This is a genomic window from Gordonia polyisoprenivorans (assembly GCF_017654315.1).
Taxonomy (GTDB): Bacteria; Actinomycetota; Actinomycetes; order Mycobacteriales; family Mycobacteriaceae; genus Gordonia; species Gordonia polyisoprenivorans_A.
Genome location: NZ_CP072203.1, coordinates 1,246,104 through 1,265,740, shown reverse-complemented (window position 1 = coordinate 1,265,740; position 19,637 = coordinate 1,246,104). Strand labels below are relative to the sequence as shown.

Genomic DNA, 19,637 nt, shown 5'->3' with positions numbered 1-19,637 from the left:
GACTGCGACCAGGTGGTCACAGCAGGTTCAGTGCCGTGTGGTGAGCTCGTCGCAGAGGTCACGGACCAGCGCGAGCCGCCACACGGCATGATCGTGGCCGCCGTCGATGACACGCATGGTCGCCCAGGCGCCGCGGTCGGCGAGCGCGGCGCGCACCGCGTCGATGTGCCGGTGCATGGCGGGCTCGCCACTGCCGACGGTGAACCGGAACGAGCGGGCCGGCGACGAGAGGTCGAACGTGTCGTCGTCGAGTTCTCCGAGGACCGCACCACCGTCGGGTCCGTCGAGTGGCCCGCCCGCCGCCGGAGCCGGCCACCAGAACGAGGGTGATTGTGCGACAACGGCATCGATACCCTGTGTCGCCGAGCCCGCGCGCGCGGCGGCCACCGCGGCACGCACCGCGGCGATTCCGCCGAGGCTCTGCGCGGCCAGGACGGTGTATCCGCGACGCAACCCGCGCCCGACGAGATCGGCGTCCACGGCGGCCAGCACCGACGTCGCCACCGCGGATGCCGTTGCGGCCGAGGTCAGTTCGTCCTCCCGCGCCGACCGGTCGAGCGGTGCGGGCAGGTAGGCCAATGCCACCGAGTCGAGCACCGACACCCACTCGGACGATCCGGCGGCCGCGGCGGCCAGCGCGGACGACAGCGGATACAGGTGCAGCCAGTCATCGCCGTCGAGCAGCAACACCACCGGGACGACGCCGTCGGCGGCGGGCCGTCGCGGAACGCTCAGGTGCATCGTCGCGCGACGGCCGAGGACGCCACGATCGAGTCGAATGCGCTGCGGGCGAGCACCTTCGGTCGCCTCGGCGGCCCCGTCGGGCGAATCCGGTCGCCACAGGTCCACCCCGTCGAGCCCCGACCGCGGCGCGTTCGGATGGGTGAGCAGCGACACCAGCCCACCCGGGCTGTCGGCGTTGAACGGGTCGGCGCCGGGTGCATCGTCACCGAGTGCGATGCGATAACTGGTTGCCGGAAAGGTGATCTCGACGCGGGCGACGCCGGGCGCCTCGGGCAGCGGCAACGACGCGCCACCCACCAGCGCCGCGAGATCGTCGGCCGCGATCGGCACGAACCCGACCGTCGGTCCGCCGTCCTCGCGGACGACGGTGGCGCCGCGCGCGTCGAGGTCGGTGATCAGCAAGGCCTCGGCACTGCCGTCGGGCAGGACGCGATACCGCGGCCAGCACGGCGATCTGCGCTCGTCCACGAGATCGAAGACCACCCCGGGGTGCGGTGTGAGCAGGTCAGCGGAGACGGGCATTTTGACCCTTTCGTGGAATTGACTCATAAGCTAAGGCTCCACTAACCTACCGTGGTGCGCGTAGTGACCTTCGGTTATCAGACCTGGGGACACCGGACTCTCACCGCGGCCCTGAAATCGGGGCACGACGTCGTCCTGGCCGTCACCCATCCCACCAGCTCCCACCCCTACGAGCAGATGTTCAGCGACTCCGTCGAGGATCTCGCGCAGGCTCACGGTGTACCGGTCCACGTGGCCCAGCGGGCCGACGACGCCCTGATCGACGCGGTGCACCAGGCGAAGCCCGACGTGATCCTGGCCAACAACTGGCGGACGTGGTTGCCCAAGAGTGTCTTCGACCTGCCCACCCACGGCACCCTCAACGTCCACGACTCCCTGTTGCCCGAGTACGCGGGATTCTCGCCGGTCCTCTGGGCCCTGCTCAATCGGGAGAGCCGCGTCGGGGTGACGGTCCACCGCATGGACGAGACGCTCGACGGCGGCCCGATCGTGGCGCAGCAGTCGATTCCGGTGGGACCGAGCGCCACCACCACCGAACTGGTGGCGGCGACCACCGAGTTGATCGAGCCCCTGGTGCTCTCGACGCTGTCGGCCCTTGCCGAGGGCACCCTCACCGATCACCAGCAGGACCCTGCTCGCGCCACGTATTTCCACAAGCGCTCCGACCGCGAGTCCCGGATCGACTTCACCGCGAGTGCCGCCGATATCGAGTTGTTGGTGCGCGCCCAGTCCGACCCGTACCCGAACGCGCACTTCCGATTCCGCGGTGAGCGGCTGCGGGTGATCCGCGCGCATGTGTCGCGGGGCCGCTTCGGCGGTACCCCCGGACGCGTCACCGTCGAATGCGAAGGCGGTATCGCGGTGGTGTGCGGATCCGACGCCCCCAATCGTCCGGCCCCGGCGATCGTCCTCGATCGTCTGCGCCTCGACGACGGCCGGGAGGTACCGGCTACCGAGTACTTCGGCACGCGTGCCGGTTATGTGGACGAAATCTGATCGGCTTCGCCGAGAGAACACTGGAGGTATGGTGACGTTCAACAAAATTCGTGGTGGTGCGATCCTGATGGCGCTCGTCGCCCTGGTGGCGGCGCTCCTCACGGCCTGCGGCTCGGATTCCGACGACTCGTCGTCGAGTGCGGCGCCGGCGGCCGAGCAGGGTGCATTGCCGGCGACCATCACCCACAAGTTCGGTTCCACCGAGGTCACCGCGGTACCCAAGCGTGTGGTGTCGCTGGGCTACACCGACCAGGACGCATTGCTCGCACTCGGCGTGGTGCCGGTGACGGTGCGCAACTGGGACGGCATGACCACCAAGGGCGCTGCGGTCGGCGCATGGGCCACCGATCTGCTCAAGGGCCAGAAGCCGGAGATCTACAACGCCGAGGAGATCGATCCGGAAGCCATCGCCGCGATGAAGCCGGATCTGATCGTCGCCGTCTACTCCGGCATCGACAAGGACACCTACGACGCGCTGTCCAAGATCGCCCCGGTGATCGCGCAGAAGGCCGACTACGCCGACTACGAGCAGCCGTGGGACGTGACCACCGAGGAGATCGGTGCCGCGGTCGGACAGCCCAAGAAGGCTGCCGAGCTCGTTGCAGGCGTGAAGAAGAAGATCACCGACCTCGGTGCCGCCCACCCGAATTGGAAGGGCAAGACGATCAGCGTCGCCACCTACGACGGCAGCGCACTGTCGGCGTTCTCCGCGGCCGATCCCCGCACGCAGTTCTTCACCTCGCTCGGCTTCGCGCCGAACACCCAGGTCGATCAGGCCGCCGGGGACAAGTTCTATGCGACGCTGTCGCTGGAGGAAGCCCGCAAGCTCGACACCGACGTGATCGTGTGGGATCAGCTGTCCTACGCACCCAAGGGCAAGCAGACGGTCCTGGACCAGAGCGCGCTGGCGAACCTGCCCGCGGTCAAGGACAACCACAGCGTCTACCTCGAGGGTGAACTCGAGAAGGCGTTCGGCTGGCAGACCGTGCTCAGCCTCGGTTACGTCGTCGACAACATCGGGACGCCGCTGGCGCAGGCCGCCGGCTGACACTCACGGCCCCCTCGACGAGGGCCCGTACCGTCACCTCTCCCCGAGGTCTCGGTACGGGCCCTTCTCGTATTCCGGACCAGTCGTTCTGCCTCGGGTTCTGGACATCAAGTTCGCTTGAAGTTCTAACCTGGCTGCCATGAGTATGGAATCGGTCGCGTGGGACGTCATGTACAAGTCGATGACCTCCCCCGACGCCACGCCCCGCAGCCCCGATCGGCGCGGCACACTGCGCCGGATCGGCGGCTTCGCCCGCCCGCATGCCCGCCGGATCGTCGCCTTCCTGGTGTTGTCGATCTTCACCGCCGTTCTGACGGTGGTGACCCCACTGCTGGCCGGGCATGTGGTCAACCTGATCACCGCACAGGACTCCGGTGCCGCCGCGGCCATCGCGGGCTTCGCCGGTCTGATCGCCGTGATCGCGGTGGCCGAGGCGGCCGCGTCGGTGGTGACGCGATGGCTCTCGGCCAACATCGGCGAGGGCCTGATCCTGGATCTGCGACGCGCGGTCTTCGACCACGTCCAGCGCATGCCCATCGCGTTTTTCACCCGCACCCGCACCGGCGCCCTGGTGAGCCGGCTCAACAACGACGTCATCGGCGCCCAACGTGCGTTCAGCGACACACTCTCGGGCGTCGTGTCGAATCTGGTGACACTGGTGCTGACGCTCGGCGTGATGATCGCGATCAGCTGGCAGATCACGGTCCTGGCGTTGATCCTGTTGCCGGTCTTCGTCATTCCGGCCCGCCGCCTCGGCAGGCGGATGGCCGCATTGTCGCGGGAGGCCGCCGAGCACAACGCCCGCATGTCGACGCAGATGACCGAGCGGTTCTCCGCTCCGGGAGCGACGCTGGTCAAACTGTTCGGACGCCCGGAGCAGGAGTCGGCGGAGTTCGCCGACCGCGCGGATCGTGTGCGCGACATCGGGGTTCGGCGCGCGATGCTGCAGACGGTGTTCATGACGGCGCTGACGTTGGTCTCGGCGCTGGCGCTCGCGTTGGTCTACGGACTCGGGGGCTGGCTGGCCGTACACCAGCACCTGTCGGCCGGGGCCGTGGTGTCCCTCGCCCTGCTGCTCACCCGCATGTACGCGCCGCTGACCGCGCTGGCCAATGCCCGCGTCGAGATCATGAGTGCGCTGGTCAGTTTCGAGCGGGTCTTCGAGGTGCTCGACCTGCAACCACTGATCGCCGACAAGCCCGACGCCGTCGACCTACCCCGTTCCGACGGCGGGGTGTCGCTGCGCTTCCGTGACGTGTCGTTCGCCTACCCGGCGGCCGACAAGGTGTCGCTGGCCTCCCTGGAAGAGGTTGCGCAACTGGATAATCGGGGTGGACAGACGGTGCTGCACCACATCGACCTCGACGTCCCCGCCGGCGGCATGGTCGCCCTCGTCGGCAGCTCCGGCGCCGGCAAGTCGACCATCGCATCGCTGGCCACCCGCCTCTACGACGTCGATGACGGCGGTATCGAGCTGGGTGGTGTGGATCTGCGTGACCTCACCGCCACCACCGTGCACCGCACCGTCGGGTTGGTCACCCAGGACGGCCACCTGTTCCACGACACCGTCCGCGCCAATCTGGTTCTGGCACAGCCGGAGGCATCCGACGACGAGATCTGGGAGGCGCTGCGCCGGGCCCGACTCGAGGAGCTGATCGCGTCGCTGCCCGAGGGCCTCGACACCGTCGTCGGCGAACGCGGCTACCGGCTCTCCGGCGGTGAGCGGCAACGGTTGACGATCGCACGACTGCTCCTGGCGAAACCGTCGGTGGTGATCCTCGACGAGGCCACCGCACACCTGGATTCGACGTCGGAGGCCGCGGTCTCCGAAGCGCTCGGCGAGGCCCTCGCCGGCCGCACCTCCATCGTCATCGCGCATCGCCTCTCGACGATCCGCGCCGCCGATCAGATCGCCGTCATCGAGGACGGCCGGATCGTCGAACGCGGCGACCACACCACGCTTCTCGCGCGCGGCGGGCGGTACGCACAGCTCTATCGCACCCAGTTCGCCGCCGACGACGACGAGGCGTGCTGCGCGGCCGGGGCGTAGGGCGTTTGCCGATTCCGCGGGTTCAGCTTTCGGGTGCGCGGCCGGTCGTGCGCCGCGCGATCAGTGTCGGCGGCAGGACGACATCACCCACCGCGTGACCGCCGAGCTGACCGACCGCCTGTGCGACGACCTCTTGCGCGAGTCGGTTGGCGTCCTGGGCCACCGTCGACAGGTCGATGTGGGCGAGTCGCGACAGGCGGGAGTCGTCGTATCCCATGACCGAGATATCTTGGGGCACAGACTTCCCTCGGCGGAGGAGCACGTCGAGGACGCCGATCGCCACCCGGTCGTTGAATGCCATGACCGCCGTCGCGGTGTCACCCTGGTCGAGCAGCGCGGTCATGGCGCTCACCCCGTCGGTCTCGGTGGCACCGCCGGGCACCACCCGCCCGTCGATTCCGAGTTCTCTTGTGCGTCTGAGGAATCCGGACACCCGATCGTCGCTGCCGCGGGCAAGCACGTCTTCGTCGAGAAGCCGATGGCCGTCACACTCGCCGACGCGGACCGCGCGATCGCGGCCGCGGCCGACGCCCGCATCGTCCTGCAGGTGGGCTTCAATCGGCGTTTCGCCCCCGGCTTCGTCGCCGCCCGCGAAGCGATCGACGCCGGCCGCATCGGCACCCCGCACCTGCTCCGGTCGCTGACCCGCGACCCCGGGCCGTTCACCGCCGACCCGGCACGCATCCCGCAGTGGACGATCTTCCTGGAGACGCTGATCCACGACTTCGACACGCTCTGCCATCTCAATCCGGGTGCCACACCGGTGTCGGTGACCGCGCACGCCGACGCACTCGTGCGGCCCGACGCGAAGTCGTCGGGACACCTCGACACCGCCGTGGTCACCATCGTCTTCGACAACGGTGCGATGGCGACCGCCGAGGCCAGCTTCTCCGCGTTGTACGGCTACGACGTGCGCGGTGAGGTCTTCGGTTCCGGTGGCATGGTCACCGCAGGCGACATCCGCCGCACCGACATGACGTGCTACACCGCCGACGGCGTCGCAGTCGACACCGCGCGACGTGACACCGATCTGCTCCGATCGGCCTACCTCGCCGAGCTCACCGCATTCACCGACGCGATCCGCAACGGGGAGTCGTCCCCGGTCGACGGCACCGATGCCCGCACCGCCCTGTCGATCGCACTCGCCGCGATCCGCAGCGTCGAGACCGGTTGCACCGTCCCGGTCGCCGACGTCGAGACCCGGCAGGACGTGCCGGCATGAGCGTGCGTCTGGCCGCGTGCGCGGAGATGCTCTATCTCGATCAGCCCTTCGGTGACCGCGTCGAGCGGATCGCCGACCACGGCATGCTCGTCGAGATCTGGGACTGGGCGACAAAGGATCTCGACGCACTCGCCGCCTCCGGGGCCGGATTCTCGTCGATGACCGGTTATCTGCGCGGCGACCTCACCACCGACGACGGGATCGCGGAACTGCTTGCCACGGCACAGGAGTCGTTGATCGCCGCGCAACGGCTGGACTGCCCGCGGCTGAACCTGCACGGCACCGGACTCGGTGAGGGCGGGCTGCCGGTGACACCCGTGGAGGTGGTCACCCCGGCGATGTGGCTGCGCGCCGCCGACACCCTGCGGCGTCTCGCCGAACTCGGCGCGGACGCCGGACGCGTATTCGTCCTGGAGAATCTGAATCTCGCGGTCGATCACCCCGGCACACCGTTCGCCGCGGCCGCCGACACCCTGGCCCTCGTGCGGGCCGTCGATCACCCGAATCTGCGCCTGAACCTCGACCTCTATCACGCGCAGATCGGGGAGGGCAATCTCATCGAACTCGTCAGCGAGGCACTGCCGTTCATCGGGGAGATCCAGGTCGCCGACGTTCCCGGTCGTTGTGAACCCGGCACCGGTGAGGTCAACTATCGAGGCGTCGCCACCGCGCTGGACCGCATCGGATACGACGGCGTCGTCGGCCTGGAGGCATGGGCACGCGACGATCCCGATGCGGCGCTCGACGCCTTTCGCGAGGCCTTCGCCCCGGCGGTCTGACCGCCACCCGCTCCCACTGGAGGTGTCAGTCGTCCTCGTCGTCGGGCTGTGCGGGCGGGGTGAGCCGCGCCTTGCGGTAGGTCATCACGAGCATCGCGATGTTCACCACGATCAGGACGATGCCGAGGGTGACCCACAGCCACCGGCCGTCGCGCCACCAGATGTAGGTGAGGAAGCCGACGCAGACCATCACGATGATCGCCCCGATGGTCACCATGCCCCGCGAGAAGGTCTGCGCGGCGCTCTGGAACTGGTGATCGGTCATGGTGACGCCGACCCTCCTGGTCTGTGGCTCGGGTGAACTCTGGGGGCACTTCAGTGCCCGATGACGATCGTCAACGCGATCGCCACCGCAATCACCACTATGGCAGCGACCACCACCAGCAGATGCGAGGACCCCGGCATCGGCCCACCCTCACGCAGCGCCCGATCGGTCCGGCGCCACCGCAGACCGCCCATGACGGCGATCGCACACCCGAGCGCCACCATCACCAGGCCCAGGGTCGTCTCCAGCGCGCGATCGGTGATGTCGGGGGCGACGTAGACGATGGCGACACCACCGGCCAGGAATCCCAGCGACGTCCGAACCCATGCGAGCAGCGTCCGCTCGGCCGCCAGCGTGAACCGCGCATCCGGCGCGCCGGCTACCCTCCCGGGCGGGTCCCGCTCGTCATCCGGCCCACTTGTTCTCTCGGTCGTCAGCGCTCTTCGCCTCCCGGATCGCGCGGCCGGCGAAGTCGGCCGACACCTCGATGGCCTCCAGTGTCTCCCGATGGTGCGAACCGAAGACCGGGAACGCGTGAATCTGCCACGAATAGCTGTGGGCCTCCGCACGGACCCCGGCCGCGTCGAGGTTCTCGACGAGATCGATGACATCGGGTTCGAGCAGTTCGTTCTCCGCGGTGATCATGATGGTCGGCGGGAAGTCCTCGAGGTCGAGGTCGGCGATGCGGCGCACCCCGGTGAAGGTGACCGGGCCGCGCAAGAAGTGCGGCGCGAGTTTGACCAACTGCGACAACGGGATATAGGCGTCGGAACGGCTGCTGCGGTCGGGATTGTCGGCCAGGTCGAGATCCAGCAGCGGCGAGAACCCGACCAGCGCCGCCGGCGCCGGGAGTCCTTGTGCGGCGGCCCCTTCGACCACCTTGGCGGCCAGGAACCCGCCCGCCGAGTCACCGGCGACGACGACGCGTCGGTATCCGCGTTCGGTGAGCAACTCCCGGTAGGCCGACATCGCGTCGCTCACCGAGGTACCGACCCCGGCTGCGGGTAACTGCCGGTAGACCAGGGAGAACACCGGCACCTCGCAGGCGCGCGAGAGTCGCGCCGCGATCGACCGATGCGTCCCCACCCCGCCGACCACGAAGGCACCGCCGTGCAGGTAGAGGATTGCGGTGTCGGAATCGCGGCGGGAGGGACCGGTGGGCAGGATCACCTCGGCGGGCCGGTCACCGAGTCGGATCTGCTCCCGGACGATGTTGTGCGGCTTGGGCCCGACGGCGAACATGCGATCGACGAGGAAGAGCCCGGCCATTCCCTGCCGGTTGAGCGGCCACAGCGACAGCAACGGCTTCAGGAACACCCGGCTACCCACCCAGATCGGATACGAGAGCGGGCTGGCCTTGCGGTGGTGGACGATCGGCATACGACTACCTCCTGTGCCGGCGTCGGGCGTGTCCGATGGGGCATGACCGGTGGACGTGTCTGCTCCAACCTCTGGTGTAAGCGAACCTACACCGAGATCAGAGTTCGTTCCGGTTGTTCGGCAGCCTTTGCGTGCAGGGTCACCGGATGCGGGAGAACGGGGACGATCGACACCTTCCGTTCACCCGTGTCCGACGCAACTCGACGACTGGTCGCGATATATTTCTCGTTCCATGTCTAGACAACGGTGGTGAGTGTGGAGATCCCAGCACAGTATTTGCTGTCGTCGCAGGCCAGCGACCCGCGAACACTCTGTGACATTCTCGACGAGACCGCCGCTCGGTATCCCGACGCGCCCGCGATCGACGACGGTGAGCGGGTGTACAGCTACGCGCAACTGCGCGCAGTGATCCGCCGCGGCGCCGACCGTCTCGCGGCGGCCGGGGTGCGGCGCGGCGGGCGTGTCGGTATCCGGATGCCGTCGGGGTCACGCGACCTCTACACCGCGATCCTCTCGGCGATCTACGCCGGAGCGGCGTATGTGCCGGTTGACGCCGACGACCCCGACGAACGCGCCGAACTCGTCTTCGGCGAGGCCGGGATCGACGTGCTGATCGACGCCGACGGCGTGCACCCGACGTCGACTCCCGAGGAACCGCATGCCGCGACCGGTGATGCCGGCGCCTGCCGTCCCACCACCGCCGACGACGCATGGATCATCTTCACCTCCGGATCGACCGGGACCCCGAAAGGTGTTGCGGTGACCCATCGCAACGCCGCGGCCTTCGTCGACGCCGAGGCCCGGCTGTTCCTCACCGACGAGCCGATCGGCCCGGGTGACCGGGTGCTGGCCGGATTGTCGGTGGCCTTCGACGCCTCGTGCGAGGAGATGTGGCTGGCCTGGCGCAACGGTGCGTGCCTGGTGCCGGCACCGCGGTCACTCGTCCGCAGCGGAATGGACCTGGGCCCGTGGCTGGTTTCCCGAGACATCACCGTCGTGTCCACCGTTCCGACACTGGCGTCGCTGTGGCCGCCGGAGGCGCTCGAGGCGGTGCGTCTGCTGATCTTCGGCGGGGAGGCGTGCCCACCGGAACTCGGTGAGCGACTGGCTGTTCCGGGTCGCGAGGTGTGGAACACCTACGGGCCCACCGAGGCGACGGTGGTGGCCTGTGCGGCACCGCTGGGTGGGCCGGGACCGGTGCGGATCGGATTACCGCTTCCCGGTTGGGATCTCGCGGTGGTCGATGCCGAGGGCCGGCCGGTCGCCGAGGGCGAGATCGGCGAGCTCATCATCGGCGGCGTCGGCCTGGCCCACTACCTGGACCCGGCCAAGGACGCCGAGAAATACGCGCCGATGCCCACCCTCGGCTGGGAACGCGCCTATCGCAGTGGTGATCTCGTCCGGCTCGACGCGCAGGGTCTGGTCTTCCAGGGGCGCGCCGACGATCAGGTGAAGGTCGGCGGTCGGCGCATCGAGCTCGGTGAGATCGACAATGCGCTGCAACATCTTCCGGGGGTGAGCGGTGCGGCCGCCGCGGTACGCCGATCGGCGGCCGGCAATGCACTGCTCGTCGGCTACCTGGTCTCCACCGACCCCGACTTCGACGTGTCGGCGGCGCACGCCCTGCTCTCCGAGCGACTGCCCGCGCCGATGGTGCCGCGACTGGCGCTCGTCGAGGAACTTCCCACCCGAACCTCCGGCAAGGTCGACCGCAACGCGCTGCCGTGGCCGCTCCCCGGGGCGGGCGCCGACGACGACGATGACGCCGACGACTTCACCGCCACCGAACAATGGCTCGCCGACCGCTGGACCGACGTCCTCGGCGCTCGCATCACCAGCGTCGACGCCGACTTCTTCACCGAGGGCGGCGGATCGCTGTCGGCGGCGCAGCTGGTGACCGCGCTGCGGGAACGGTATCCGCAGGTCACCGTCGCCGATCTCTACGATCACCCGCGGCTGGGGTCGCTGGCGCGGATGCTCGACGCGATCGCGCCGGCCACGGTCGTCGTCGAACGCGAGGTCACCCCGACCCCGCGTCGCACCGGTATCGCCCAGATCCTGCTGTCGGTGCCGCTGACCACCCTGACCGGGCTGCAGTGGGCGACGTGGCTGGGCGTGACCAACAACGTCGCGAGCACCGCGGCCCGCGCGCTCGATGTCTCGGTGCCGTGGCTGATCGAGGTGAACTGGTGGGTGGTGATCGTCGCCTTCGCGATCTTCATCACTCCGCCGGGCCGGATGCTGATTGCCGCGGCCGGAGCGCGGGCACTGCTGGCCGGCGTCACCCCCGGCGACTACCCGCGGGGCGGGTCGGTCCACGTCCGCCTGTGGGTGGCCGAGCGGCTGCTGGAGGCCGCGGGTGCGGCGAACATGTCCGGTGCACCGTGGATGATCTACCTGGCGCGAGCGCTGGGCTCGAGCATCGGCCGCGGCGTCGACCTGCACACCATCCCCCCGGTGACCGGGATGCTCACCGTCGGCGAGGGCGCGTCGATCGAACCCGAGGTCGACCTGTCGGGATGGTGGATCGACGGCGACGTCGTGCGCATCGGTGAGATCGTGATCAAGCGCGGCGCCTCGATCGGCGCCCGCTCGACGCTGGCACCGGGCGCGGTGATCGGCCGCGACGCCGAGATCGGGCCGGGCTCGGCGGTGTTCGGCCGGGTGAAGAAGGGCCAGCACTGGGCCGGTTCGCCTGCGGTCAAGGTGGGCAAGGCCGACCATCCGTGGCCGGCACATCGCCCGCCGCGACGATCGGGCTGGGTCCCGGTGTACGGGGTGTCGTCGTTGCTGCTGGCCGCGATCCCGCTGATCTCGCTGGCCGCGGGCCTGGTGGTGATCGGCACGTGGGCACTGCACGCCGATCGGCTGCGCGACGTCGCCGTCCGCGCGTTGATCCTGACCCCGGCGGCAACGCTGGTGAGCCTGGGCGTGTTCGCCGTGATCACCGCGGTGCTCGTACGACTTCTCGGCCTGGGGATGACCAAGGGGTATCACCCGGTGCGGTCGCGGGTCGGCTGGCAGGTGTGGATGACCGAACGGCTGCTCGATTCGGCACGGACGTACCTGTTCCCGCTGTACGCAAGCCTGTTGACGCCGTGGTGGTTCCGCATCCTGGGCGTCAAGGTCGGCAAGGGCACCGAGATCTCGACCGCACTGGTGTTGCCGAAGTTCACCACCATCGACGACGGTTCCTTCCTCGCCGACGACACCATGGTCGCCTCCTACGAACTCGGCGGCGGCTGGCTGCACATCGACGACGCGAAGATCGGCAAACGCTCCTTCCTCGGCAATTCCGGGATGGCCGGGCCGGGCCGCAAGGTACCCAAGAACGGCCTGGTCGCCGTGCTGTCGGCGGCTCCCGACCGGGCGAAGTCCGGCTCGAGCTGGTTGGGCAGTCCGCCGGTTCGGTTGCGCCGCACCGCCGCCCATACCGACACCTCACGCACCTTCGATCCGCCGATGCGCCTGAAGGTGGCCCGGTCGGTCATCGAGACCCTGCGTCTGATCCCGGTGATGGTGTCGTTCGTGCTCGGGCTGTTCATGCTGATCGGTCTGCAGTACATCGCTTTTCACGCGAACTACGTGATCGCCGGGTTGGTCAGCGGACTGATCCTGCTCGTCGCGGGCGCGGCGGCCTGCTGTATCGCCGCAGCCGCCAAATGGCTCGTCGTCGGACGCATCGTGGTCTCCGAGCATCCGCTGTGGAGTTCATTCGTGTGGCGCAACGAGCTCTCGGACGCGTTCGTCGAAACCGTTGCCGCACCGTGGTTCGCCAATGCCGCCACGGGTACGCCGATCCTGAACCTGTGGCTGCGGATGCTCGGCGCCACCATCGGTCGTGGCGTGTGGTGCGAAACCTACTGGCTTCCCGAGGCCGACCTGGTGACGTTGGGTGACGGTGCCACCGTCGAGCGTGGCTGCGTGGTGCAGACCCACCTGTTCCACGACCGGGTGATGGCCATCGACCGGGTGGTCCTGGAACCGGGTGCGACGATGGGCCCGCACTGCGTCGCCCTGCCCGCCTCGGGGATCGGGACGTCGGCCACGGTGGGTCCGGCGTCGTTGGTGATGCGTGGTGACGTGGTGCCCGCACACACCCGGTGGCAGGGCAATCCGATCGCGCCCTGGTTCGGCTGACGCGGCCTCTGAAGCGGCTACCCGCTTCAGAGCGTGTCGGGGCCGCTCTCGATCTTCTTGGGCAGGGTGCACAGCGTGACGATGCTGATCACGACGAGCATGATGCCGCCGACGAAGACGACGACCGTGACGGCGTACTGGCCGAGGACGATCATCACGATGCCCGCGATCACCGAGATCACGCCGGACAGGATCAGGAACCAGGTCGGGGAATGCTGTGATCCGGAGACCGCGCTGAACAGGTCGTGTACGCCCTGGAACACCCAGCCGATGCCGATGAACAGTGCGAGCAGCCACACCGCGTCACCCGGGCTGAACAGGGCGATGATGCCGACGAGCAGGGTCAGCACCCCGACGACGCCGAGCAGCGCCCGTAACCCGGTCGAAAGAAATGTCGCGGCAAATGCCTGGTAGAGCCGGAAGATCCCGGCGATGATCAGCGAGATGCCGAACAGCACGGCGAGCACGAGAGTGGTCGCGCGGGGCCAGAAGACGGCGACGAGGCCGAGCACGATCCCGACGATGGACGTCACGATCAATGCCGTGCGGACCGCGCCGATGATCTCGTTCGGGAATTGTCTGGTGTTCACACCGAATGTCATTGCCGAAGATTATCCCGAATTCGGTGTGAGGGATGAGAGGTCGGCGCAGGTTGGGCCGAAGGACTCTCGGCGGAATGGCCGGACCGCCCCGCGCATCACCCGCAGCGGGTGAACCGGTAGACAAGATCACGTGAGCGACATCGCCTTCTTCCGGCCCGACACCGATGGGCGGGTCCTGCCCCTGCCCTACTCCCGCAGCCTGTGGGCGCCGGGCACCCTGACCGGGCCGGCGGTCTGTGCGCTCGCCGCGCACGCAGCCGAGGAAGAGATCGCCGAGCCGGGGTTCCGGGCCGCGCGCTTCACCATCGACCTGTTCAAGACCGCACGCGAGGTCCCGACGGCCACCCGAGCCCGGATTCTGCGCTCCGGCGGTCGGATTCGGGTGGCCGAGGTCGACGTCGTGCAGTTCGACGGCGGCGGTGGATCACAAGACGGTGCAGCGGAGGTGATCGTGGCGCGGGCGACCGCGGTGTTCCTGCGCGAGTCGCAGAATCCGCCGGGGCAGCGCTGGCATCGTGACGCCGAGGCCCTCACCTTCTCGCCACCGGCGGTTGCGATCGACGACCTGATGCCCCGGTTCGCCTCCGATGTTGCCCGGGAGTGGGACTCCGTCATGGGCAACCATCAGCACGGATACCGCAAACGGGTGTGGACGCGGGCCATACCCACCCTCGTCGGCAGGGAGTTGACGCCGCTCGTCCGCGCCGCGACCAGCGCCGAATCGACCAGCCTGATCTGCAACTGGGGAACCACGGGGATCGGCTTCATCAATTGCGATCTGACCGTGGCCCTGTCGCGGTTGCCGCGTGGTGATCGCATCGGCGTCGAGGCCGACTCGCACACCGAGCACGACGGGATCTCGGCGTCGACGGCCGGGCTCTACGACGTCGACGGGATGTGGGGTATCGGGATGGTGACGGCGGTGAACAATGCGGCGGCCGAAATCGACTTCACCAGCATTGATGTGCGCGGGCGCTATCGCGAAGCGTGATCGCTCGGCACACGCGTGATCCGCTCGCCTTTGCTAGGGTCCACCGCATGACCCGGCCCCGTCTGCGCCCGAGATCCGTTCCCCTGGGCCCGAGAACGGCGGTGGCCATCGCGGTCACGACGATCGGCCTGATGGTGGCGGGCGTGGGCGGCGCACCGGCCGGCGCCACCACATATGCCGCAGGCATGAGCAGTACTGTCGCCCGGCTCACCGGCCCCGGCGCCATCAACGACACCGTCGGACGCTACGACATCCTCGGCACCGACCTCGGCGTCATGTGGGACAACGGACGCGGCGAGATCCTCACCGCCTTCGGCGATACCCAGTCCTTCGACGGACGGTCCCTGCTCTACGGGTCTTTGTTCCACTGGCGCTCGAATGTGTTGTTGCGCAGCACCGATCACAACCTGGCCAACGGCATGACCTTCACCGGCCACACCGGCCCACCCGGATATGCCGGCCGATTGCTCAAGCCCGACCTCCGCAAGGAGATCACCCTGATCCCGACCGCCGGTGTGGCCGTGGGCAAGACGCAATACCTGAACTTCATGTCGGTCAAACACTGGGTGGCCAACAGTCATTGGGTCACCAATTTCTCCGGCCTCGCCCGCTCCGACGACAACGGACGCACCTGGCGGCGTGTGGGACCGCAACGCCCCAACTCGGGCGGCAACGTCAAGTTCCAGATGGCCGCCTACCTCAAGGTCGGCGACACCGTGTATCAGTACGGAACACCCGACAGCCGTTGGGGCGCAGTCTATCTGGCGCGTGTCCCGGCGTCGCAGATGGAGAACATCAACGCCTACGAGTACTTCTCGAACGGCCGGTGGGTGCCGCGCGTCCCGGGTGCGGCGACACCGATCATGGCGCCGAAGAACGGCGAGATGTCGGTGGCGCGGGATTCGTATCTGGGCAAATACATTTCGCTGGTACAGACCGAGCCGGGCGTCAAACTGCGGACCGCGGATCGGCCCGAGGGACCGTGGTCGGCCGGCGAACTCGTCGTCTCCCGCGACGACCCGTACTCGGGGTACGCGCCGTTCATCCATCCGTGGTCGACGTCGGGCTCGACGCTGTATTTCACCTACTCCGTGTCGTTCGGCTATCAGGTCTATCTGATGCGGTTGCCGTTGCGTCGCGGGTGATCGCGGGTGAAATACAGCGTCGAGCGGGGACCTACCGGCCGAGCATGGCGTTCATCCGATCGATCTCGGCCTGCTGGGTGTTCTTGATCTGCGTTGCCAGCGACCGTGATTCGGGGTCGATCCCACCGGCAAGTTCCGCATCGGCCATGGCGATCGCCCCTTGGTGATGGGCGATCATGCCCTGCAACCACAACGTGTCGAATTGCGCGCCACGGGCGTCCTCGAGTGACTCCATCTGCGCGTCGGACATCATCCCGCCCATGTCACCGCTCATCGAGTGACCGCCGTGGCCGCCCTCGTCGTCGACCGCGACGCCCCACGACTTCAGCCGTGCGGTCATCTGATCGATCTCGGGCTGCTGGGCGTTCCTGATCTGCGTTGCCAGCGCACGCAATTGGGGATTGTCGGTACGGCTGGGCACCAGGTCGGCCATCTCGACCGCCTGCTCGTGGTGCGGGATCATCATCTGGTTGAACATGACATCGGCCTGGTTGTGCGCCGCGTTCTGGGTCGACGAGGTTGCCGTCGTGCCGTGCCCCGAGGACTCGTGCCCGGCGGGCGACGAGGACTCCGACGACGAACAGCCCGCCACGATCAATGTGGCCGCGGCGAGTGCCGTTGCCGCCGAGGCGGCCCTGCGGGTGGTGCGAAGAGACATCTGAAAGCTCCTGTGTGAGAGTCGATATGGCTGTGATGACTGGTCCGGGACCGGTCCATCAGCAGCGGATCACCGACAGGCTCAGATGTGTGGGCTGCGCCCAGGGCGGTGGTCGCCCGAGGTGCCCGAGGAGTGCGGGGGCGATGCCCACCAGGGCGGGCAGCGCCGCGAATCCCCAGACGAGCACCAACAGAATGATCGGCGGCAGTGGCGCGTCGTCGGCGCGCACGAAGACGCAGTGATGACCCAGGACGCAGTCGCCTGCGTCGCTCATGTGAGAGACTTCCGGGTCCGCGGCGTCGGTCATCGTCGCGGCGCTGTGGTGTTCAGTGCCGTAGTGTTCGGCGCTGTGGTGCGTTGCAGCATGTGCCTCGCGCGGGGTGCCGGCGACGAGGGAGTGCATGAGCAGCACCGCGATGGCGAGCAGCCCGATGACGCAGACCCGAAGCAACCACTGCCGGTGGTCGATTCGTGGTGCGCGCATCGCCGACCAGCCTAACCGGCGGGGCGGCTCAGCCGACGGGCGACGCCTCGGCGTCTACCTGCGCCCTGCGTCTGTTGCGTGGCGCGATGAGCTTGCGGTCGACGAGTTGGTAGACGGCGACGACGAGGGCCGCCAACGCCCAGCCGAGCAAGATGTCGAACACGTAGTGCTCGGCGGTGTAGACGAGGGTGAACGCCATCGCGAACGCGTAACCCAGGAACAGTGTTCGGCCGAGCGCTTTGACGCGCGGCCACATGAACAGGGCGAGCAGCATCGTCAGCGCGGCGTGCAGCGAGGGGATGGCGGCGACCAGGTTGGATTTCCCCTGACCGATCTCGATGAGGTTGGACGCGACGTGGATGTTGAGGAACTCCCACCCGCGCGCGGAGATCCGTTCGACGTACGGTGCCGCGCCGGCGTGACTCGGGTCGAACGGGCCGAGGATCCCGCCGGGCTGGGTGGCCTGCGGGGTGGTCATGCAGATCGCCTCGCGCGGTCCGTCGGCGACCTCTGCGGAGGTGCACCGGGCGGCCGCCCATGGTGGTGCGGCGGGAACGAACGTGTATCCGATGAGCCCGAGGAATGTGGTGGCGATGAAGCATGCGGCGAAGCGTCGCCACGTCGCCCGGTCGCGCAGCCACAGGATGGCCGCGAGCGCGTAGGGGACGACGAAGTACGACATGTAGACGACGCTGGTGATGACCTCCCACCACGGCGCCGACGGCGACTTCAGGTGCTCCTGCAGCCACACCGTGGGAACCACCCCGAAGATGTCCTTGTCGACGTCGGGGGCGAGGTGCCAGGCCACCGGGACCTGGATGAACTCGGCGACATTGCGGGTCCAGTCGTAGAGCAGCAGGATCAGCGCGAACGGCGCCCAGTCGATGACGACCGTGATGACGCGGCGGCGCCCGATACTGGCCGCGATCAGCCCGAGGCACAGCAAGATGATCAGACGGGTGCGGTCGAAGGCGAGCCCGTGCTCGATGATCTCCCACACCATGAACAGCGCCCACGCGACGATCGCGACGCGACGGACCATCGTCAGGTCGCGGCGCTTCTCGGGTTCGGACTCCATCTCGGCGGCTGCGGCGATGTCGGCGAGGATCGGTCCGAGTTCCGGCGGGTCGTCCGCGCCGGATGTCGCGTCGGTCCCCGCGTCGTCGGTCCCCGCCTCCTCGACGCCGGGATCGTCGACGCCGGGATTGTCGCCCTGTTCCGCTACGGATTCGCGTACGACCTGCTCAGGGGCCTGCCGTCGGCGGCGGTCGTCCGGCGAGGGCACATCGATTGCCTCGTCAACACTCACGCGAAACCGCCTCTTCATCACCGCACTACCGACACGTAACCCGCAGTCAGCCTAATGAACATTCCTGAATGTGGCCGGTCGCCTCGCCCCTTCGCACGTCAGGAGTGCCGAAGATGCCGACGGGCCGACGCTGGTCGACCTTGCGACCTAGACTTCGAGTGGGACGCATCACACGCGCCTGCGATTGTGAGACACGTGCCCGATCAGCAAGGCCGGCATCCGGTCAGGAGGTTGTAGATGCCCAACAGGTTCCTGCGCTACGGCGATCAGCGCTACATCATCACCAAGGAAGCCGAAGCGCGGCTCGACCGTGCGCTCGAGTCCGTGTACTCGCACGGCGGCGGTCATCAGTGGTTGAACCTGTACCCCGACACCGAGGCACCGTGCCGACTGCTGATCGCGTCCGGCGTACCGATCACCGTCGAGACCGAACCCAACGACTGAGCAGCTCCGATCCGCGGGGTGCGGGCTGCAGGGCTCGGGTCGGGGTGCGCGCCCTAAGCTGGCAACCATGCGCATCGGAGCTCACTTGCGGGAGGACGACGACCCGCTGACCACCGCAACGGACCTCGGCGTCGACGTCTTCCAGATGTTCGTCACCGATCCTCAGAAGTGGAAGAAGCCGGTCCCCCGCCCGGACGCGCAAGCCTTCCGCGAATCCCCGATCGACGTCGTCGTCCACTCGAGCTATCAAATCAATGTGGCCAGTCTGAACAACCGGCTCCGCATGCCCTCCCGCAAGGCCGTCGAGGAGCAGGCCGCCGCGGCCGCCGACCTCGGCGCATTCGGTCTCGTCGTCCACGGCGGCCACCTGCGCGACGGGGAGGATTCAGCAGAAGGGTTTGCCAACTGGCGCAAGCTGTTCGACCGTCAGGTCGACAAGGGCGGCTTCGGGGTCCCGATCCTCATCGAGAACACCGCGGGCGGCGACCATGCGATGGCCCGAACCCTCGAGGCCATCGATCGGCTCTGGGAGGCGGTCGGCGACTTCGAGCAGGCCGGCTTCTGCCTCGACACCTGTCACGCGTGGGCCGGCGGCGAGGATCTCGTCGGACTCGTCGAGCGGGTCCGGGAGATCACCGGGCGCATCGATCTGGTGCATCTCAACAACTCCCGCGACGAATTCGACTCCGGCCGCGACCGTCACGCGAACCTGGCGTCGGGGCACATCGACCCCGAGGTTCTCGTCGCCGTCGCGGCGGCGGCCGACGCGCCCATCATCCTGGAGACGCCGGCCGAAGGAATCCCCGACGATCTCGACTACCTGCGGTCGGCCCTGTAGCGCCCCGGCGATCGAGGCGC

Annotated in this window: 18 protein-coding genes and 1 pseudogene; 10 read left to right on the top strand and 9 right to left on the bottom strand. The window is 68.3% G+C overall.

The genetic code is table 11. The annotated features are described in order from the left end of the window. Positions 1-27: 27 nt before the first annotated feature. Positions 28-1,266 (bottom strand): alpha/beta hydrolase-fold protein, encoded by a 1,239-nt coding sequence (locus tag J6U32_RS05750; protein WP_208793937.1) that lies wholly within the window; start codon positions 1,264-1,266, stop codon positions 28-30. A 54-nt stretch (positions 1,267-1,320) separates the two neighbouring features. Between J6U32_RS05750 and J6U32_RS05745 the strand changes: the two genes are divergently transcribed. From J6U32_RS05745 to J6U32_RS05735, 3 genes are all read left to right on the top strand, one after another. Beyond that, a complete protein-coding gene (locus J6U32_RS05745; protein WP_208793936.1) occupies positions 1,321-2,262 on the top strand; it encodes a methionyl-tRNA formyltransferase in 942 nt (313 codons plus the stop codon). Between the two features lie 28 nt (positions 2,263-2,290). Next, positions 2,291-3,310: an iron-siderophore ABC transporter substrate-binding protein gene (locus tag J6U32_RS05740; RefSeq protein WP_208793935.1), complete on the top strand. Its 1,020-nt coding sequence runs from the start codon at positions 2,291-2,293 to the stop codon at positions 3,308-3,310. A gap of 139 nt (positions 3,311-3,449) precedes the next feature. Beyond that, the gene (locus tag J6U32_RS05735; protein WP_208793934.1) at positions 3,450-5,360 is read left to right on the top strand and encodes an ABC transporter ATP-binding protein; all 1,911 of its coding nucleotides are present in this window, start codon (positions 3,450-3,452) and stop codon (positions 5,358-5,360) included. Between the two features lie 22 nt (positions 5,361-5,382). Here the strand turns inward: J6U32_RS05735 and J6U32_RS05730 are convergent, their stop codons facing one another. Then, positions 5,383-5,793 (bottom strand): substrate-binding domain-containing protein, encoded by a 411-nt coding sequence (locus J6U32_RS05730; RefSeq protein WP_244332639.1) that lies wholly within the window; start codon positions 5,791-5,793, stop codon positions 5,383-5,385. 9 nt (positions 5,794-5,802) lie between these two features. On the opposite strand from J6U32_RS05730, the pseudogene J6U32_RS05725 reads away from it, so the two are divergent. After that, positions 5,803-6,582: pseudogene (locus J6U32_RS05725) on the top strand (Gfo/Idh/MocA family protein); the annotation flags it as partial. Then, positions 6,579-7,361, top strand: a complete 783-nt coding sequence (locus J6U32_RS05720) for a TIM barrel protein (RefSeq protein WP_208793933.1) — start codon at positions 6,579-6,581, stop codon at positions 7,359-7,361. The pseudogene J6U32_RS05725 and the gene J6U32_RS05720, both read left to right, overlap by 4 nt. Positions 7,362-7,386: 25 nt before the next feature. Here the strand turns inward: J6U32_RS05720 and J6U32_RS05715 are convergent, their stop codons facing one another. The 3 genes from J6U32_RS05715 to J6U32_RS05705 form a co-directional block, all read right to left on the bottom strand. After that, positions 7,387-7,626: a hypothetical protein gene (locus J6U32_RS05715; RefSeq protein ID WP_208793932.1), complete on the bottom strand. Its 240-nt coding sequence runs from the start codon at positions 7,624-7,626 to the stop codon at positions 7,387-7,389. 50 nt (positions 7,627-7,676) lie between these two features. Further along, positions 7,677-7,928, bottom strand: a complete 252-nt coding sequence (locus J6U32_RS05710; RefSeq protein ID WP_348273374.1) for a hypothetical protein — start codon at positions 7,926-7,928, stop codon at positions 7,677-7,679. Between the two features lie 103 nt (positions 7,929-8,031). Further along, positions 8,032-9,006, bottom strand: coding sequence for an alpha/beta hydrolase (locus J6U32_RS05705; RefSeq protein ID WP_208793931.1), 975 nt, complete (start codon positions 9,004-9,006; stop codon positions 8,032-8,034). Positions 9,007-9,252: 246 nt separating this feature from the next. Here J6U32_RS05705 and J6U32_RS05700 point away from each other — a divergent pair, with 246 nt between their 5' ends. Continuing rightward, entirely contained in the window at positions 9,253-13,146 is a 3,894-nt protein-coding gene (locus J6U32_RS05700; RefSeq protein WP_208793930.1) for a Pls/PosA family non-ribosomal peptide synthetase, read from the top strand. 26 nt (positions 13,147-13,172) lie between these two features. On the opposite strand, the gene J6U32_RS05695 is transcribed toward J6U32_RS05700, so the two are convergent. Then, the gene (locus tag J6U32_RS05695; protein ID WP_208793929.1) at positions 13,173-13,748 is read right to left on the bottom strand and encodes an HdeD family acid-resistance protein; all 576 of its coding nucleotides are present in this window, start codon (positions 13,746-13,748) and stop codon (positions 13,173-13,175) included. Between the two features lie 130 nt (positions 13,749-13,878). Between J6U32_RS05695 and J6U32_RS05690 the strand changes: the two genes are divergently transcribed. Beyond that, positions 13,879-14,739 (top strand): acyl-CoA thioesterase domain-containing protein, encoded by an 861-nt coding sequence (locus J6U32_RS05690; protein WP_208793928.1) that lies wholly within the window; start codon positions 13,879-13,881, stop codon positions 14,737-14,739. A 101-nt stretch (positions 14,740-14,840) separates the two neighbouring features. Next, entirely contained in the window at positions 14,841-15,884 is a 1,044-nt protein-coding gene (locus tag J6U32_RS05685; protein ID WP_208795971.1) for a DUF4185 domain-containing protein, read from the top strand. Between the two features lie 31 nt (positions 15,885-15,915). Here the strand turns inward: J6U32_RS05685 and J6U32_RS05680 are convergent, their stop codons facing one another. The 3 genes from J6U32_RS05680 to J6U32_RS05670 are packed head-to-tail and all read right to left on the bottom strand — an operon-like array spanning position 15,916 to position 18,335. Next, the gene (locus J6U32_RS05680; protein ID WP_208793927.1) at positions 15,916-16,542 is read right to left on the bottom strand and encodes a DUF305 domain-containing protein; all 627 of its coding nucleotides are present in this window, start codon (positions 16,540-16,542) and stop codon (positions 15,916-15,918) included. 58 nt (positions 16,543-16,600) lie between these two features. Next, the gene (locus J6U32_RS05675; protein ID WP_208793926.1) at positions 16,601-17,026 is read right to left on the bottom strand and encodes a DUF6153 family protein; all 426 of its coding nucleotides are present in this window, start codon (positions 17,024-17,026) and stop codon (positions 16,601-16,603) included. Positions 17,027-17,054: 28 nt separating this feature from the next. After that, entirely contained in the window at positions 17,055-18,335 is a 1,281-nt protein-coding gene (locus J6U32_RS05670; protein ID WP_208793925.1) for a phosphatase PAP2 family protein, read from the bottom strand. A 237-nt stretch (positions 18,336-18,572) separates the two neighbouring features. Here J6U32_RS05670 and J6U32_RS05665 point away from each other — a divergent pair, with 237 nt between their 5' ends. Further along, entirely contained in the window at positions 18,573-18,779 is a 207-nt protein-coding gene (locus J6U32_RS05665; RefSeq protein ID WP_006369443.1) for a hypothetical protein, read from the top strand. A 67-nt stretch (positions 18,780-18,846) separates the two neighbouring features. Next, positions 18,847-19,617 (top strand): deoxyribonuclease IV, encoded by a 771-nt coding sequence (locus tag J6U32_RS05660; RefSeq protein ID WP_208793924.1) that lies wholly within the window; start codon positions 18,847-18,849, stop codon positions 19,615-19,617. Positions 19,618-19,637: the final 20 nt, after the last annotated feature.

Bases quoted from the DNA above. Each gene is read 5' to 3' on its own strand.
- J6U32_RS05675 (WP_208793926.1), bottom strand. From the start codon at position 17,026: ATGCGCGCACCACGAATCGACCACCGGCAGTGGTTGCTTCGGGTCTGC.
- J6U32_RS05680 (WP_208793927.1), bottom strand. From the start codon at position 16,542: ATGTCTCTTCGCACCACCCGCAGGGCCGCCTCGGCGGCAACGGCACTC.
- J6U32_RS05740 (WP_208793935.1), top strand. From the start codon at position 2,291: ATGGTGACGTTCAACAAAATTCGTGGTGGTGCGATCCTGATGGCGCTC.
- J6U32_RS05720 (WP_208793933.1), top strand. From the start codon at position 6,579: ATGAGCGTGCGTCTGGCCGCGTGCGCGGAGATGCTCTATCTCGATCAG.
- J6U32_RS05750 (WP_208793937.1), bottom strand. From the start codon at position 1,266: ATGCCCGTCTCCGCTGACCTGCTCACACCGCACCCCGGGGTGGTCTTC.
- J6U32_RS05665 (WP_006369443.1), top strand. From the start codon at position 18,573: ATGCCCAACAGGTTCCTGCGCTACGGCGATCAGCGCTACATCATCACC.
- J6U32_RS05660 (WP_208793924.1), top strand. From the start codon at position 18,847: ATGCGCATCGGAGCTCACTTGCGGGAGGACGACGACCCGCTGACCACC.
- J6U32_RS05695 (WP_208793929.1), bottom strand. From the start codon at position 13,748: ATGACATTCGGTGTGAACACCAGACAATTCCCGAACGAGATCATCGGC.
- J6U32_RS05715 (WP_208793932.1), bottom strand. From the start codon at position 7,626: ATGACCGATCACCAGTTCCAGAGCGCCGCGCAGACCTTCTCGCGGGGC.
- J6U32_RS05705 (WP_208793931.1), bottom strand. From the start codon at position 9,006: ATGCCGATCGTCCACCACCGCAAGGCCAGCCCGCTCTCGTATCCGATC.
- J6U32_RS05735 (WP_208793934.1), top strand. From the start codon at position 3,450: ATGAGTATGGAATCGGTCGCGTGGGACGTCATGTACAAGTCGATGACC.